This is a genomic window from Weizmannia acidilactici (genome assembly GCF_008974185.1).
Classification (GTDB): Bacteria; Bacillota; Bacilli; order Bacillales; family Bacillaceae_C; genus Weizmannia; species Weizmannia acidilactici.
This window is the reverse complement of record NZ_BKZP01000019.1, coordinates 17,739-33,105: the sequence shown is the minus strand read 5'-3', so window position 1 is coordinate 33,105 and position 15,367 is coordinate 17,739. Positions and strand designations below refer to the sequence as shown.

Annotated in this window: 17 protein-coding genes, 1 tRNA gene and 1 riboswitch; of the genes, 10 read left to right on the top strand and 8 right to left on the bottom strand. The window is 46.1% G+C overall.

From position 1 onward, the window contains the following. Positions 1 to 114: 114 nt before the first annotated feature. Positions 115 to 792, top strand: a complete 678-nt coding sequence (locus BpJC4_RS09690) for a response regulator transcription factor (RefSeq protein ID WP_151681173.1) — start codon at positions 115 to 117, stop codon at positions 790 to 792. A gap of 3 nt (positions 793 to 795) precedes the next feature. Then, positions 796 to 2,055 carry a sensor histidine kinase gene (locus BpJC4_RS09685; RefSeq protein WP_151681172.1) on the top strand — a complete coding sequence of 420 codons (1,260 nt, stop codon included), beginning with the start codon at positions 796 to 798 and terminating at the stop codon, positions 2,053 to 2,055. Positions 2,056 to 2,118: 63 nt separating this feature from the next. Here BpJC4_RS09685 and BpJC4_RS09680 read toward each other — a convergent pair whose 3' ends face one another. From BpJC4_RS09680 to BpJC4_RS09670, 3 genes are all read right to left on the bottom strand, one after another. Then, positions 2,119 to 2,517 (bottom strand): hypothetical protein, encoded by a 399-nt coding sequence (locus BpJC4_RS09680; protein WP_151681171.1) that lies wholly within the window; start codon positions 2,515 to 2,517, stop codon positions 2,119 to 2,121. A 91-nt stretch (positions 2,518 to 2,608) separates the two neighbouring features. Continuing rightward, complete coding sequence (locus BpJC4_RS09675) at positions 2,609 to 3,034, bottom strand: helix-turn-helix domain-containing protein (protein WP_151681170.1); 426 nt, start codon at positions 3,032 to 3,034, stop codon at positions 2,609 to 2,611. 428 nt (positions 3,035 to 3,462) lie between these two features. Next, positions 3,463 to 4,083: a histidine phosphatase family protein gene (locus tag BpJC4_RS09670; RefSeq protein ID WP_151681169.1), complete on the bottom strand. Its 621-nt coding sequence runs from the start codon at positions 4,081 to 4,083 to the stop codon at positions 3,463 to 3,465. Positions 4,084 to 4,282: 199 nt separating this feature from the next. Then, a riboswitch (cyclic di-AMP (ydaO/yuaA leader) is annotated at positions 4,283 to 4,431 on the top strand. 283 nt (positions 4,432 to 4,714) lie between these two features. Between BpJC4_RS09670 and gltP the strand changes: the two genes are divergently transcribed. Next, positions 4,715 to 6,004, top strand: coding sequence for a glutamate/aspartate:proton symporter GltP (gene gltP / locus BpJC4_RS09665; RefSeq protein ID WP_151681168.1), 1,290 nt, complete (start codon positions 4,715 to 4,717; stop codon positions 6,002 to 6,004). Between the two features lie 225 nt (positions 6,005 to 6,229). After that, entirely contained in the window at positions 6,230 to 7,384 is a 1,155-nt protein-coding gene (locus BpJC4_RS09660; protein WP_151697819.1) for a metallophosphoesterase, read from the top strand. 48 nt (positions 7,385 to 7,432) lie between these two features. On the opposite strand, the gene BpJC4_RS09655 is transcribed toward BpJC4_RS09660, so the two are convergent. Continuing rightward, a complete protein-coding gene (locus BpJC4_RS09655; protein ID WP_151697818.1) occupies positions 7,433 to 8,284 on the bottom strand; it encodes a MurR/RpiR family transcriptional regulator in 852 nt (283 codons plus the stop codon). Between the two features lie 267 nt (positions 8,285 to 8,551). Here BpJC4_RS09655 and BpJC4_RS09650 point away from each other — a divergent pair, with 267 nt between their 5' ends. After that, the gene (locus BpJC4_RS09650; protein WP_151681165.1) at positions 8,552 to 9,466 is read left to right on the top strand and encodes a DUF1002 domain-containing protein; all 915 of its coding nucleotides are present in this window, start codon (positions 8,552 to 8,554) and stop codon (positions 9,464 to 9,466) included. Here BpJC4_RS09650 and BpJC4_RS16350 read toward each other — a convergent pair. The 3 genes from BpJC4_RS16350 to BpJC4_RS09635 all read right to left on the bottom strand — a co-directional run bounded on the left by BpJC4_RS16350 (position 9,426) and on the right by BpJC4_RS09635 (position 11,423). After that, the gene (locus BpJC4_RS16350; RefSeq protein WP_216643724.1) at positions 9,426 to 10,238 is read right to left on the bottom strand and encodes a hypothetical protein; all 813 of its coding nucleotides are present in this window, start codon (positions 10,236 to 10,238) and stop codon (positions 9,426 to 9,428) included. The two genes, BpJC4_RS09650 and BpJC4_RS16350, sit on opposite strands and share 41 nt — an antisense overlap. 135 nt (positions 10,239 to 10,373) lie before the next feature. Next, on the bottom strand, positions 10,374 to 10,796 hold the full coding sequence (locus BpJC4_RS09640) for a DUF6114 domain-containing protein (protein ID WP_151681164.1): 423 nt from the start codon (positions 10,794 to 10,796) through the stop codon (positions 10,374 to 10,376). A 24-nt stretch (positions 10,797 to 10,820) separates the two neighbouring features. Further along, entirely contained in the window at positions 10,821 to 11,423 is a 603-nt protein-coding gene (locus BpJC4_RS09635; RefSeq protein ID WP_151681163.1) for a DUF6230 family protein, read from the bottom strand. A gap of 298 nt (positions 11,424 to 11,721) precedes the next feature. Here BpJC4_RS09635 and BpJC4_RS09630 point away from each other — a divergent pair, with 298 nt between their 5' ends. From BpJC4_RS09630 to BpJC4_RS09610, 5 genes are all read left to right on the top strand, one after another. Then, on the top strand, positions 11,722 to 13,257 hold the full coding sequence (locus BpJC4_RS09630; RefSeq protein ID WP_151697817.1) for a response regulator transcription factor: 1,536 nt from the start codon (positions 11,722 to 11,724) through the stop codon (positions 13,255 to 13,257). Positions 13,258 to 13,637: 380 nt separating this feature from the next. Next, positions 13,638 to 13,856: a DUF1659 domain-containing protein gene (locus BpJC4_RS09625; RefSeq protein WP_151681161.1), complete on the top strand. Its 219-nt coding sequence runs from the start codon at positions 13,638 to 13,640 to the stop codon at positions 13,854 to 13,856. 21 nt (positions 13,857 to 13,877) lie between these two features. Further along, positions 13,878 to 14,096, top strand: coding sequence for a DUF2922 domain-containing protein (locus BpJC4_RS09620; protein ID WP_151697816.1), 219 nt, complete (start codon positions 13,878 to 13,880; stop codon positions 14,094 to 14,096). Positions 14,097 to 14,170: 74 nt separating this feature from the next. Beyond that, complete coding sequence (locus tag BpJC4_RS09615; protein WP_151681159.1) at positions 14,171 to 14,311, top strand: YvrJ family protein; 141 nt, start codon at positions 14,171 to 14,173, stop codon at positions 14,309 to 14,311. 111 nt (positions 14,312 to 14,422) lie between these two features. Then, on the top strand, positions 14,423 to 15,208 hold the full coding sequence (locus tag BpJC4_RS09610) for a 5'-nucleotidase, lipoprotein e(P4) family (protein ID WP_151697815.1): 786 nt from the start codon (positions 14,423 to 14,425) through the stop codon (positions 15,206 to 15,208). Positions 15,209 to 15,258: 50 nt separating this feature from the next. Here BpJC4_RS09610 and BpJC4_RS09605 read toward each other — a convergent pair. Further along, positions 15,259 to 15,346, bottom strand: a tRNA-Ser gene (locus tag BpJC4_RS09605). Positions 15,347 to 15,367 lie beyond the last annotated feature (21 nt).

Below are 15,367 nucleotides of genomic sequence, written 5' to 3'. Positions count from 1 at the left end.
AGCGTGCCGGGCGGGAAGCGGATTTCGCGAAACTTGTCACAAAAAAGGAAAGAGAATGGCCATTTTGTGCACAAAATGTTTTTGATATAATGGGGAAAATGGAGGTATTGCTGCATGAAACTTTTAATCGTAGAAGACAATGTATCATTGTTGGAATCCATGAAACGGATGCTCGAAGATGAGTTTGAAGTGGAAACCGCGACAGACGGGGAAGAAGCGCTCTTTTTGGCACAGCAAAATATTTACGACATAATTTTGCTCGATGTTATGCTGCCCGAAATGGACGGCTTTACGATATTAAAAGAATTGCGGAAAGACCAAATTATGACGCCTGTATTGTTTGTCACCGCCAAAGATTCATTGGAAGACCGGGTCAAAGGGCTTGAGATCGGCGGCGATGATTATATCGTCAAACCGTTCCAGACGGCCGAACTGAAAGCAAGGATCCGCGCTTCGTTGCGAAGGACAAGCAATATGACAATTGAACATACATTGCGTTACCGCGGGATCGAATTATTCGGGAAGGACAAAGAAATCAAAGTGGACGGCCATCCGGTCAAGCTGACGATTACCCAGTATGAACTGCTCGAATACCTGATCCAAAACAGCGGCAATATCTTAACAAGGGAACAGATTTTTGACAGGGTCTGGGGATTTGATAGTGACACGACCGTTGCAATTGTCGAAGTGTACATCCACCATTTAAGAAAAAAACTGGAACCATATGGATACCATAAAGACATCCAAAATGTGCGCGGGATCGGTTACATTTTAAAGGAGCCCAAAGAATAATCGATGTTCCGGAAAACAAGAATCAAGCTGACAGTCTTAAATTCATGCGTGTTCATTTTACTGATTGCGGTGCTAGGTTCGGTCATTTATTTGTATGTGCGCACACATATGTACAGTGAAGCCGACCGGAGTATTTATTCCGCATTGAACCGGATCGAAAAAACCGGCGTTGGCAGGGACGGCGATATTCACGGTGATATCCGCCTGCGCGTATTGATCTGGAGCCGGGACAATGAATTGCTGACGCATGCCGATAATGGGCCGGATGCATATATTTACGAAGATAACGAGGAGAAATTTGCGCCGAAACATTATGACATTATGGATACGATTGAGGTGGAAGGACATTATTTCCGTACGTATACGGTAAGAGGCGTCATGCAGGGGGAAAATGTCAAAATCCAATTCGTGGAGCAGATAGACGGGGAAGTCATTATGCTTCACAAACTGCTGATCATTACCATTGCCGGCTGCGCGCTGGCAAGCCTCCTTGCCGTGATTGCCGGACTGATTTTAGCGGAAAGGGCATTAAAGCCGATCAAAGCTTCTTGGGAAAAGCAGACGCAATTTGTTTCCGATGCTTCCCATGAAATCCGCACCCCGCTCGCGGTTATCCAGTCGCGGGTTGAGCTTTTGTTGCGGAAGCCGAATGAAACCGTCCAGGATATTCTCCCGGACATTTCTACGATATTAAAAGAATGCAGGCGCCTGACAAAACTTGTTTCCAGCCTGCTGACGTTGGCGCGTTCCGATTCAAATGAAATTGAAATTGAAATAAAGGATTTTTATTTGGATGAACTCATGAAAGAAATCGTGGACCATTTTTCGGAATTGGCATCAATACAGGGGAAAGAAATCATTTTAAAATCCGCGCCGCCGATTACTTTTTCGGGTGACCAGGACCGGATCCATCAGCTGATTGTCATTTTGTTGGATAATGCGATGAAATATACCGGGGATGATGGAAAAATCCAGCTTGCCTGCTTTGAAAGCAAAAACCAAGTCGGGATAACTGTGGAAGATAACGGAATCGGCCTGAAAGAAGAAGACCGTGAAAAAATCTTTGACCGTTTTTACCAGGTCAGCAAATCGCGCACCAAAACCGACAGCCTCGGCCTCGGCCTTTCCATTGCAAAGTGGATTGTCGAAAAGCATAACGGGAAAATCAAAGTGGACAGCAAACTCGGCGAAGGCACAAAGTTTACGATTACTTTTCCAAAAAAAAGGCGTAAAGAGTTGCAGGAAAAAAAGAGCGGCAAATAAGGGCCGCTCTTTTTTTGGCAATATGAAGGCATGAAAAACCCCCTTCGAAAAAGGGGGAGCGATTTATTCAATTTCCACTTTGTTTCCGCTCCGCACCTTCCATGCTAAGAGGAAACCGAACAAGGAAACGAGCAGAAAGACGAGATTGATCACTAAGCCGGCTGTGCCGGTTTCCATGCGCATGAGCGAGAATGAACTGTTGCTTGTCTGCTTCATACCGCTTGGCATTCCGGATGGCATACTGTTTGTGCTGCTTGAATAACTGCTGCCGGATGAGCTGCTGGAACTGCTGCTTGAAGAACCTCCAAACGTTGCCTGCCCCATACCGCCATGCATGGCTGCTGCTTGCCCGTTTTGCTTCGGGCTGGTGAAATAAGTATAAAGTCCTAATCCTGCCTGCAGGAAGAGTAAGATTGATGTAATGAGGCTAACAAAAAAATGGGCTTTTGTTGTTTTTGCCATAACCATATCTCCTTTACAATGTCATTCTTTCGTGGGTGATTCCCACGTTGTCCATTATGAAGGAGATCATTTAATTTTTGCTTAAAATGGTTTATGTATTTTCGCCATCGCCATGGTCATTCAGTTCTCTAATCAAATTCCACGTCCGGTAAATGCGGTTTGCCATTTTCTCGGGATCTTTCAGCATCAATTGATACAAATCCGGTTCATTGCTTAACGTTTCCAGCAGCTTCTTTTCCGGGTTGCTGACAGCATCATTTGTTTCATCAAGTTCCGGATGGTTGGTCAGCCCCAGCAGATAATCGATTGAAACTTTTAACACTTGTGAGATGCGGTACAGCACTTTAATAGAAGGAAAACTATACCCGGTTTCATAGTTGGAAATATTGCGGTCGCTCACGCCGATGCGTTTTGCAAGCCCGGGCTGACTGTAACCCCGCTCCGTCCGCATTTTCTTCAAGCGCGCTGCAAATATTTCTTTTACGTCTTTCATGTTTTCTTTCCCATGATTGGCCATAGCCATTTCTCCTTAAAAAAATCAAAAATGGTGGTTGACATCCAAAATAATTGTGTATAATATAAATGTATAGAAATTATTTGTCGAAGGACAAGTATCCCTTTTTACGGATATCGTGATAAAGGGCCGGGGACAGCATGAAAATAGACGTGTAGACAAAGATACCCCCTATTTTCTAATGAAATCTGATAAAATCTCTTTCAGTTCCCCAATAGTGATGAAAGATTTTGCGTTCCCGGCTCTTTTTTTTATAGTCCATCTACAGTTTAGCATGAAAAGAAGATTGATTTAAACTTTTTTCTATATGTAATCGTTTTCGTTATGAAAATGTATTCAAAAAGCGGCGGGTTGACCAGAATCCACCGCTTTTTTGAATACGAACAGCTTCTATTATTATATTCAAAAAATAGTATGAAATTTAAATAGATTCATTTTATAGAATATAAATGCGTGTTGATATTAATCGCCAGGAAGCGGGAATCTTCCGGGGTTTGTTTATAAATCGTAATGCCGGTATTGTCCTGCGGGATCATGCGATAATTTTTAAAAGGCACCTGCAAGGTTCCTGCAACAAAAAAACGGACGGCCATGCTGTGGGCAACCACAAGGATTGTCCCATCCGGATGCTTCTGTGCCAATTCATCGACACATTCACGGAAGCGGGTATAGACTTGGACTGCATTCTCTCCTGTATAGCCCGCCTTCGTTGTACCCGGGTCGCGGAGCCATGCCTCCCAATTGTCCGGGAACTTGACGGAGAAATCTTCCAATCTTTCCCCTTCCCACATACCGAAGTCGGTTTCGACGATACGCGGGTCTTTCCCGATAGGCAGGTTCCGCCCCCGGAGCAGAATTTCCGCCGTATCATAAGCGCGGCTTAATGTCGATGAATAAGCGGCATCAAACGGAACATCCTTTAAAGCTTCGGCCGCCAGTTCCGCCTGCCTGATGCCCAATTCTGACAACCCGATATCGCTCCTTCCGCAGTATCTGTTCCTGTCAGCATTCCACTCCGTCTGGCCGTGGCGCACAAAATAAAAAGTAGCCATGTCCTACCTCTTTTCATGAAAAATAAGTTTGTTATCATTTTAACAAATTATATGGAAAGGGTGAAGTTGGGGCCGTTACTATTAATTATGCAATTTTTTATAAGTAAAATATATTTGCTAAGTTATATTAAAATATTATATAATAGGCACGGACGCTAAAAAACTATTTGAAGGATGGTTGGAATTACTTTTTTCGAACTTCATATGATCGCTCAATTACATGCTTCATGTAAGCGGGGGAACCATTCGGTGTTTCGGCACCAGGGGTGAAACCTTTCTTTAGAAAGGTGGGGAGACTCTTTACTCCCTAATCCGTCAGCTAACCTCGTAAGCGTCTGGAGAGAACTGCACGTGTTTTTTGGACACGTCTTCTTAAGCTTTGTGCTGCGAAGGAGTCTCTCTTTCGTGGTTTTTTTTAAACCATGAACCCGGTTTGCCGGCCGCGGAACAGGGGTACGGTTTGGCATACCGCTTTAAAAAAATGGCTGATTCCGCAATATTTTGCAGCCCCTAAAGGGAATCCGGCGCGCTGGAACCCCGGGGGCGGCTCCGGATTTGCAAGCGCGTTTTCACAAAGCGGATGTTGCGATCATCGACAGCCAAAAATATTTTACATCTGGGAGGGAATTTCATGAGAAGAATCAGCTTGGCTTGGCAGATTTTTATCGGACTTATTCTTGGCATTATCATTGGCGGAGTTTTCCATGGCAATGATACCGTTTCGAATATTCTGCAGCCGTTCGGGGATATCTTTTTGCGGCTGATTAAAATGATTGTCATTCCGATTGTCGTTTCCAGCTTAATTGTCGGCGTTGCCGGGGCCGGGGATATTAAGCAGGTCGGAAAGCTCGGCTTTAAAACCTTGATTTATTTTGAAATTGTCACGACGATTGCGATCGTTGTCGGGCTACTCGCCGCGAATATTGTCCATCCGGGCACAGGAATCGATATGAGCTCGCTGACAAAAACGGATATCCACAGTTATGTGCAGACAACGAAAGAAACTTCGGAACACGGCATTATCGATACGATTTTAAATATTGTGCCGACCAACTTGTTTGAATCATTATCGCAAGGGAATATGCTTCCGATCATCTTCTTTTCCGTGGTGTTCGGGATCGGGGTTGCCGCGATTGGCGAAAAGGGGAAACCGGTGCTCCACTTTTTCCAGGGCGTAAGTGAGGCAATGTTTTATGTCACGAATTTGGTCATGAAAGTTGCCCCGATCGGCGTATTCGGCTTGATCGGCGTGACAGTGACACAATTCGGGCTTAAATCGCTGATCCCGTTAAGTAAACTCGTTTTAACCGTGTACGGAACGATTATTTTCTTTATTGTGGTTGTCCTTGGTTTGATTGCTTGGATCTTTCGCGTCAATATTTTCCATATTTTTAAGATATTGAAAGATGAACTGATTTTGGCCTACTCAACCGCCAGCTCGGAAACGGTGCTGCCGAAACTGATGCAGAAAATGGAAAAATTCGGCTGTCCGAAATCGATTACGACGCTCGTGATTCCAACCGGTTATTCGTTTAACCTGGACGGCTCAACGCTGTACCAGTCGCTTGCCGCCTTGTTTATTGCCCAAATGTACGGCATCCATTTATCGATCAGCGCACAGATTTCGCTCGTATTGGTGCTGATGGTGACATCAAAAGGTATCGCCGGCGTGCCGGGCGTATCGTTCGTTGTCCTTTTGGCAACATTGGGCTCTGTCGGCATTCCGCTTGAAGGACTCGCCTTTATTGCCGGGATCGACCGTATCCTTGATATGGCAAGAACGGCCTGCAATGTCATCGGCAATTCACTCGCAACCATTATTGTGTCCAAGTGGGAAGGCAAATATGATAAAGCAAAAGGGGAAGCATATCTCGCCGAAATCAGCGGAGAACGCGATGCCCAATATGCGACTGAATCTTGAATTGACTGAATAAATACGATACAGGAAAGCGGTGAGATACCACAACGGGTACAAGCTCATCGCTTTCTTTTTTTGTGCGCAGGCTGGAAAAGCGATCAAATTCCAGTAAGTTTTAACAAAGTTTTGCCAATGATTGTTACAGGGCGGTCCGAAATAATGGAGGACGGGCGGGCGCAAACTAAGTTCAACATTTTTTGCACCGCCGCCGATGGAAGGGGGATTCAGATGGACGGAAGAAAAATGCTGAGACGGGCGGCTGTATGCATACTTTTGGCAGCGGTTTTTTCCCGGGGGAAGGAAGCAGAGGCGGCTTTTTTGTTCCAGCCGAAACAGGCCCCGGTCGATTTAAGGTTATTGGAAACAACGGACTTGCACGGATATATGCTCAATTACGATTATGCAGCCCGCTCGGAGGTGGAAACTTACGGGCTGGCGCTGACCGCGTCGCTCATTTCCCAGGAAAGAAAGACGGCAAAAAATACGTTGCTTTTTGATGACGGGGACTTGCTTGAGGGAAACGATATGGCGGCCTATGCGGCGCGGCGCCCGCTGAAAAAAGGGGAAGTCCACCCTTTTATCAAGGTGATGAATCATTTGCAATATGATGCCGCGACAATGGGTAACCATGATTTCCATTATGGCCTTGATTTTTTGGTCCAAACGATCCGCGGCGCACAATTTCCGTTTGTGAATGCCAACATTTACTACAACTTCGGGAAAAACGATATGGACGAACAGAACTTTTTTAAACCTTATGTCATTTTGGACAAAAAAGTTGAAGACAGGCTCGGGCGCCATCATCATTTGAAAATCGGGGTCATCGGCTTTGTTACCCCGTCCGTGATTGAATGGGAAAAGCCGGGGCTTCAAGGAAGGGTTAAGGCGAAAGATATTATGCAAACGGCAGCGCATTTTATTCCGAAGATGAAACAAGAGGGGGCCGATCTCATCATTGCTTTGGCCCATTGCGGCGTGGATCCGCCCGCGAAACAGCCTTTTTATACCGGTGATGCCGTTTATTTGCTGAGCCAGGTAAAGGGAATTGACGCCATTTTATTCGGCCACCAGCACAGGGTTTTTCCAAGTGAAGTTTTTGCGGGGGTTCCCGGCGTCGATATACGGAAAGGGACGATCAACGGCGTACCCGCAGTGATGCCGGGCAGATGGGGAAGCCATCTCGGGGTTGTCGACTTGACGCTTGAAAAAAAGGGGGGAAGTTGGGTTGTTTCACGTGCAAAATCGGAAGCAAAGCCTGTTTATGCAATCCTCAGCCAGCAGGCCAAATCGGTTGTCCGGCCTGATCCGGATATTGTAAAAATGGTGGCGGAGCTCCAGAGGAATGTCCTAGGGTCGAGATTTACTTTATTCAGCGGGGAATAAAGATACAAAAATGCGGCAACACCCCGTCGGCATACAGGCGGGGCACTGTCACACGGTGTAAGTTTCTTTGCTTTTTTGCAAAACTTCTTCATTTTCGTCCTTTGTCTTCACCATGACATTCACATAGAGGGCGTCAATGATGCTGAGCTGCACAATCCGCGAAGAAAAGGAAGAGGAGCGGAAATCAGTTTCCTGCGAAACCGTAAACAAAGGAACATCCACTTTCTGGCTGAGCGGAGATTTGGCAAATTGCGTAATCCCGATCGTTTTGGCGCCGTTTTCCTGGATGGTATGCAGCAGTTTCAGCATATCCTTATCCGATCCAAAGTGGGAGATCAGTATCGCCGCATCATCGCTCGTTAACTTCGCCGCACTTAGCAGCTGCAAATGTGGGTCTGTATAAGCCGCCGTTTTAAGATCGGTCTGCAAAAATTTTTCGTGCGCATCGAGTGCGACAATCGCAGAACTGCCGAAGCCGTAAAAGATGACGCTGTTTGCTTTGCGGATAAATTCGACGGCATCATGAAGATGTTTTTGGTTAAAAGTGTGGATCGTATCCCGCAGCGTTTGGATATTTGATTCGAACACTTTTACCGCAACAGCTTTTTCGCTGTCAGTATCTTTGATGGCCTCGTTCACTTCTATTTCAGGGCGTGCGGCTTCCGCAGCCAATGCGATTTTCATGGCCTGGAAACCGCTGAAACCGATCCGTTTGCAAAAACGAAACACGGTGGCGTCGGCAACGAGCAAATCGTCCGCAACCTGGTTGATCGTGCTGTGAACCAAATGCTGCGGATTACTGAGGATGTAGTCTGCGATTTTTCTCTCTTTTTCACTAAATTCTGCGTACATCGTTTGAATCCTGTGAAGACACGGAAATGACTGCATTTGATTGCCCATGAGCAAACACCTTTCCTGTTTGTGTCGTAACTGCTATCTTTATTTTAGTATAAAATTCAATATTTTGAAAGCGTTATCTAGAAATCGTATTTGATTTTCAAAACTTTTTTCAGGCACAAGGGCCCGTTTTTCATCAAATTTTTAGGGAAAACTCATGGTGCAATGGTAATGATTGCATTATAATTTAGGATGTATGTTTACAGGCATCCTTGAAATGGCTTACGGCACGGCCGGCAACATTTCAAAACAGGAAAAGGAGAAAGTAACATGTTGAAAAGATTGGGTTTAATGGGATTAACAGTCACGGTTGCGCTTGGGTTTGGCATGAATGGCATTGCCAAGGCTTCCGGAAATAGTGATACGGGAATCGATGAAAAGTATGGGCAGCCGATTGTCGTAGTCGGCTCGGCGCTTTCCGCCTCCCAAAAAGCGGAAGTGGAAAAAGATCTTGGCGTTGACGACGCAAGCAATGTGGAAGAAATTACTGTGACGGGCGATGACCTCGTCCACTACATCCCAGACGGAAACCGCAATTCGCATATGTATTCTTCGGCGAAAATTACAAGAACCGATTCCGGCGGCGTCCAGGTCCATATTGTAACGCCGGACAATATTACAGAAGTAACGGCGGATATGTATAAAAACGCGCTGCTGACGGCCGGTGTCCAGAATGCGGACATCGAAGTGGCTTCCCCTTTAAAAGTTACCGGGCACTCCGCACTCGTCGGCATTTACAAAGCATACGACGACTCCAGCAGTTCGGGCGACAAGCTTGATTCGGACCGGACAAAAGTTGCCAGCCAGGAATTGAATGTGGCGACCGATTTGGCGCAAAAAGAAGGGTTAAGCAATGACCAGGTTACACAGCTTTTGACCGAAATTAAGCAGGAGATCGCGGCCCAGCATCCGGCGACCAAAGAAGATATCGAAAAAATTGTTGACGATAAATTAAAAGATTTAAATATCAATCTGACCGACTCCGACCGGCAGCTCTTGTATGATTTATTTGACCAAATGCGTAAGCTGAATATCAACTTTGATTCGGTAAAAAGCGAACTGGGCAGTTTGTCCGACAAACTAAGCAATAAAATCAAAGAAGCGGCAGGCGATAAAGGTTTCTGGCAAAGTGTGCAGGATTTCTTCAAAAAAATCTTTGATGCAATCTCCAATTTGTTTCAATAAAGCAAAAGAGGGCAGTTCGCTCCTGATTTTCGGAGCTGCTGCCTTCTTTTTGTTGAACGTTTGCACCTAGATTGCCTCCGTCTTGCCCGGATTGGGCGGAAGAGCGGGAAGCCTCGGATGAAGATTTTTCTTCAGAATGATTTTCCGTTTGTTTTGCTGAATGATCAGATTTGGCTTTTTCCGTATCCGGGGTGCTATCCTTGCTTGTATTAGAAGTGGTGCCTTTGCCTGTGTCCCGGGTGCTATCCTTGCTTTGATCCGGAGTTTTGCCACTCCCTTTATTTCCGGAAGCATCAGACTTTGTTTTGACGTCTTTTTGTTCCGTTCCACCACCCGATTTCAGCAGCTCGGTCAGCTGGTCGGCGATTTTCCGCAAAGTTTCCTCATCTGAACTTGAAGTATCGATATTGGCAGCGCCATTTTCCATCGTTACATCCAAATTTGGGAGATCTGCAATTCCCGCCAGCTGTTGATGGGCAACGAGGCGGACATCTTTCATACCGATCCCGTCCAATTTGTCGGGGGCGTAAATTCCGCTGAATTCCGCTTTTGTGACGTCCACTTTCATATTTTTCAAATGAATAGGGCCGGCCGCATTCATGTGGACGGTTACCGGGCCCTCCGATGTTTGCAGCACTTTCGTAATTTTTAACCCGTAGATGGTTGCATCCGAATATTGCAGGCGCAGCATTACCTGGTTTTGCTTTGTCATTGTATCGTCTATGACAATGGCAGGGGCGAGCATCAATCCTTCAACGTGGTCCGCTTCCATAATGAAACCATCTGTTGTTGGGGATTCAGCCACCGTTAGATTCACAAAAAAGCAAAAATTGAATGCGATGAATGCGGCTATAAACAGGAAAGATTTTGTCTTCTTCACTTGCATCACCATTTCTGTCAATAGTCTTTATTTTTCTTCTACTGTCCCTGCGGCAATTTCCCGGATGGAACCCATTTCAGCCGCCGGTTCTTCCTGCTTGATCACTCTCCATGAAACAGATAAAGACCCGCCGATAATGCCGAGCAGGGTACCGATTAAAAATCCGCCCATTGCGCCCATAATGGAAAGGACGGATAGGAAAATCGTCAAAACGCCGAACACAATATTGAATTTTGGGAAAAAATATCCCATTCCGCCGATCAGGAAAATAACACCGCCGAAAATGAGGCCGATGGAAACCATACTCCCAGGTGCGGCTGCCACTTCGAGAAGCTGGACCGGCACATATAAAATAATCATTCCGGAGAGCAACGTAAACGTTGCCCCCCAGAACGGCCGGCTTCTTCTCCAGCTTTTAAATTTGGTGCGGAACACATGGAACTTGCCCATTATGATCACTCCTTGAAGACAAGCCTATTTTTTCACAAGCTGTACTTTCAGATCCGGCAGATTCGCCACTTTTTGGAAAAGATAATGCGTATCCAAGCTGCCGTTTCTGATCGTTAATGTATCTGACCCCTGCGTAAAGCCTTTTTTCACGGCTTCAGGGTCGTCTGCAGTTACATAGTTTTCGGAAATATTCATATTTGTAAAGACGGCGTCTCCTTGAATCAATGCCGCTTTTTGGATCAAACCTTTGAGATGTACAGGTGTGTCCCCGTCCCCTGCTGTAATTTTTACTTGATAGTCGCCGAGGAGCGGAATCGAAACATTTTTTGCAATGACAAGATCTTGAATGGTCACTTGATCAATTTCATTCACAAAGACAGGTTTGACGTGATCTGCGCCTTTGGAAGGATCCCCGTATAAGTCTCCGTATAATTTAAAGCCCTGCCCCTGCATTTCCTTAAATGAAACGTTAAACTTGCCGATGCCCCCGACTGAAGCCGCAACAGCAACCCCGTTGATGCCGAGCACCGCCAATAATCCTCCTAAAAATAAAAGCCCTGCAAGCAGCGATGAAAAGAACCATTTTTTCGACGTTTTCCCTTGAATCACTAAAGCCCCTTCGTTCATGTACAATCCTCCCCTTGTGAAAAAAAATCAATTTATAAAGCCGTGCGGATCGGAAGCAAAAACGCGGAATATCCCCTCCTTTCTATAATGGTATCGCTTACATTTTTTCTTTATTTTATTCATTTCGGGCTAAAAAATATATTCCTATGATTGTAGGAAATTTTTTATGCCCGGGCCTACAAATATCGTGTGCAAAATACCGGCCGGTCTTAAAAAAACACCGATGCCGTGCTAATATGATAATATAGAAGGAAAAAAGCTTGGCAAAGGGGTTAAAAATGGATGAAGGGGGAGAAAGGTGTCACTGTCGTTAAATGCGCATATGAAAATGGTCATGAAACACGGGGTTGATCTTTTGCGTTCGCACCAGCAGCAAATTACGTCGGAATGCAAGGAAATTTTGCGATATTTAAAGGAGACGCATAAAGGCAGTGCGAATGCTTTTGAATTCGCTTTCAATTGCTTCACCGCCTTTTTCCGTTCCGACCAGCAATCGGTTGAAACGTTGATTTACAATATCCGTTCCCAATGGGTGAAAGAATTTAACCGTCCGCCGGAGCCGCATATGCTGATTTTTATTTTGGCACTGATTGAAAATTCCGTGCATAAGGCGATCAAGGAAAGCACGACCCGTTCTTTCCATCTGCATCCTTCCGTCCAATATTTATTTTCAAAAATTTGCGAAAAAGCGCTGCTCATCTCGAAACAGGCAGCATTCCATATAGAGGCATTCTGCGAACAGCTTGTCCAGTCCGAACAGCTTCGGATTGAGTGGATTGCGAGGATCAGCCATGTGGATGGGGGATACCGCCTGAAAAAAGTGATCGGAATGGATGATGGCATCATTACGAGTGAGCTGTATGAACGGGCGGACCCCTCATGGTTCTGGCTGTCGGAAGCTTTATTGAAGCTGACGCCGCGCAAGAAGCCGGATGAAAAACGGGATGTATTCCCTGTCCCATGGAAAAATGAAGTACTGATTTTTTGCATGAGCGACCATGATGTTTCGGCAACCATCCCTTTCTTGACGTATGCAATGCACCTTTTGCAGATGGAAGAAGAAATAAGTGTGAAAATCTATGCGGGGGACCAGTGGAAAGATGCGGTCATATTGTTTAACGAATGGATTATGCGGTCGCAGGATTTAAACGAAGCCATCCAAAATATCGCTTACGGCTATGCACAATACCTGCCGTTTGAGCGCTGTGCCCTGTTCCGTTATTCGGCAAGTGACGGGGCAGGGTTCGGCCTTTTCGGCTACCATTTTAATAATGCGGATATCCAAAATATAAAAGAAGCGATCCACCATTTCCCGTCCATTTCAAAAACCTTGGCAAATGCGGAACCGCAGCCGAAGATGGTGCAGCATTTCCAGCCGCTTTATATTCCGAAAGCATCGGAAGAATTCCCAATGCAATATGTGAAGCAGTTCCAGCTTGAATCCGTCGTCGTGGCGCCGATCTGTGTGCCGTCGGAAGGGACGCTGATCGGTGGCGCCATTTTGGACCAGGGGCCGGGAAAGTTTTTCCAGGTGGACAGCAGCACATTCACGTCGCTCTTGAAATTTGGCCAGAGCGCAGGGGAGCTTTTGGCCAAATTTTTAAAGGCGAACCAGTGGGACGAAAAACAATTGGAGCTTGTCCAATTGTCCGCCCGCGAGATCCATATCCTCCAGCTTTTGGCAGACGGGGCATCGACAATGGAAGCGGCTGAAATTCTGCATTTGAGCGAATATACGGTGAGGGATTATGTGTCAAGCTTAATGAAACGGCTGCATGCTAAAAATCGTACGGAAGCGGCTGTAAAGGCGATGCGGCTCGGTTTGATCCATTAATTTTTTATACAGCGGGCACTGCCTGTTTTCGCGTATCATGTGCGGGGCAGGTCGTTTTTGCAGCCGGGCAGCCATTTATATTTATGGACGGAACGGTCTTCAGTAACTCCCTTTCACGAAAATATCAGCCTGTATGGTTTGTTAATGACCGTTAGATTAAAAATTCAGGTACGAAATGGTTCTGATAACTCTTCTCAGAACCGTTAGGCATAAAATTCAGGCCATGAAATGTCTTTAAAGCCTTATAAAGAACGCGTAGCTTTCATATATTTCCCAAATGGTTTCAGCCTCTTTTATCAGTTTTCCAAAAATTTTGCGCATGGAGGTGCCCTTTTTCCCCGCTGGTCACTATATAAGGGGTGAAAGGGGGTGAGCGGGAAATGGCGCAAGCATATTTAAGACGTTCCCGCATTTCATTGATTTTTGACGATGGAGTGGATGAAAAGGGGAAACCGGTGACGAAAACGAAGACATTTACAAATGTGGCGCTGACGGCAACGCCGGACAGCATCCAACAATTCGCGCAGGCCTACGCGTCCCTGCAGCAAAAGCCTTTGGTTACGGTCGAGCGCATTGACAACAACGATATTTTAAGCTAATTCTAAAGGGGGAATAGTGAATTGAAAACATTGGAACTTCAATTTGTATCCGAAGACGGCAAAACGGTGCGCGTGGCAGTTGACAGCCCGGCCGAACCGGTTGATACGGCAAAATTAAAAAATGCCATGGCGCAGATCTTGGGGTCGGGCGTCCTTGTCAGTCCTGCCGGCATGCCGTTGACCACCATGAAGGCTGCGCGCCTGATTGAACAAAATATTACCGACTATACACTTCAATAATGGAAGCGGCGGCCCCCTGTTCCCTCGGTACGAAATTGGGGGCCGCATTGTTTTCACGGGAGGAGAGCGGGTTGATGCAGGAGATGATAACGCTCATCAGTGAGGTCGGGTTTCCGATTGCGGTCACCGTTTATCTGCTGTATCGGATTGAGGTCAAGCTGGATGCGGTGGTGGAATCGATCCAAACCCTGCCGGAACGGATGAAGGGGATATAAAAGGGCAGAGGCTTGAAGTTGTTTTCAGGCCTCTGCTTTTTGCTTGTATGTATCATTTCCGCATTTTTCATTATACTAAGTTTAAAAGCGCTTCAGAAAGAAGGGACGAACATGAAAATGTATGTCGGAGTATTCATTGCCTGCGCGTTGGTGTTTGGCAGTGCAGGATGCTCGGCCGCCAGTGAAAACCAAAACAAGGAAGCTGCCGCCTCGAATACGGCCGTTGTTTCCGGCTGCACGGCAAAACAGAAAGACGAGCAGTCGAAATGGGGCCTTGCCTGGTACCGCACTTCGGGTGAAGCGAAGGCACTCTATTACCAGGGGTACAATATAGGGAAAAAGCGCATAGATGAAAGCCTGCGCACACATGTAAAAAAGAAGCGGGCGATTGTGCTTGATTTGGATGAAACGGTGCTCGATAACGGGCCGTATTTAACGTATATGGTGGAAAAAGGAATCTCTTTCGGTGACGGCTGGGGAGATTGGGTGAAAAAAGAGGAAGCAAAACCGCTGCCCGGTGCGCTGTCGTTTTTAAAATACGCCGACCAAAAAGGAATTGATATTTATTACATTTCAAACCGGAGCGAAAAATATCTTGCCGCGACGCTGAAAAATTTGAAGAAAGAAGGCATCCCGCAGGCAGTTCCATCGCATGTGCTGCTCAGAAAAGAAACGGACAGCAAAGAAACGCGCCGCCAAACGGTGGAAAAAAACCATGAACTGATCGCCTTGTTTGGCGATAATTTGGGGGATTTTGCAAAAGCATTTGACGGAAAAGGAAACAAGGCGCGCAACCAGGAAGCGGTCCGTTTCCGCAGCGAATTCGGCAATAAATTCATCGTGTTTCCCAATCCCGTTTACGGCGATTGGGACAATGATCTGGCATGCGGTTCTTGAGCATAAAAAAATTCCGGGGTAACCCCCGGAATTTTTTTATAGAATATGAACGGAGAAGGTGGGATTTGAACCCACGCGACGGTAACCCGCCCTAACGCATTTCGAGTGCGTCCCCTTCAGCCGCTTGGGTACTTCTCCATAATATTTGTCAAAAATAAG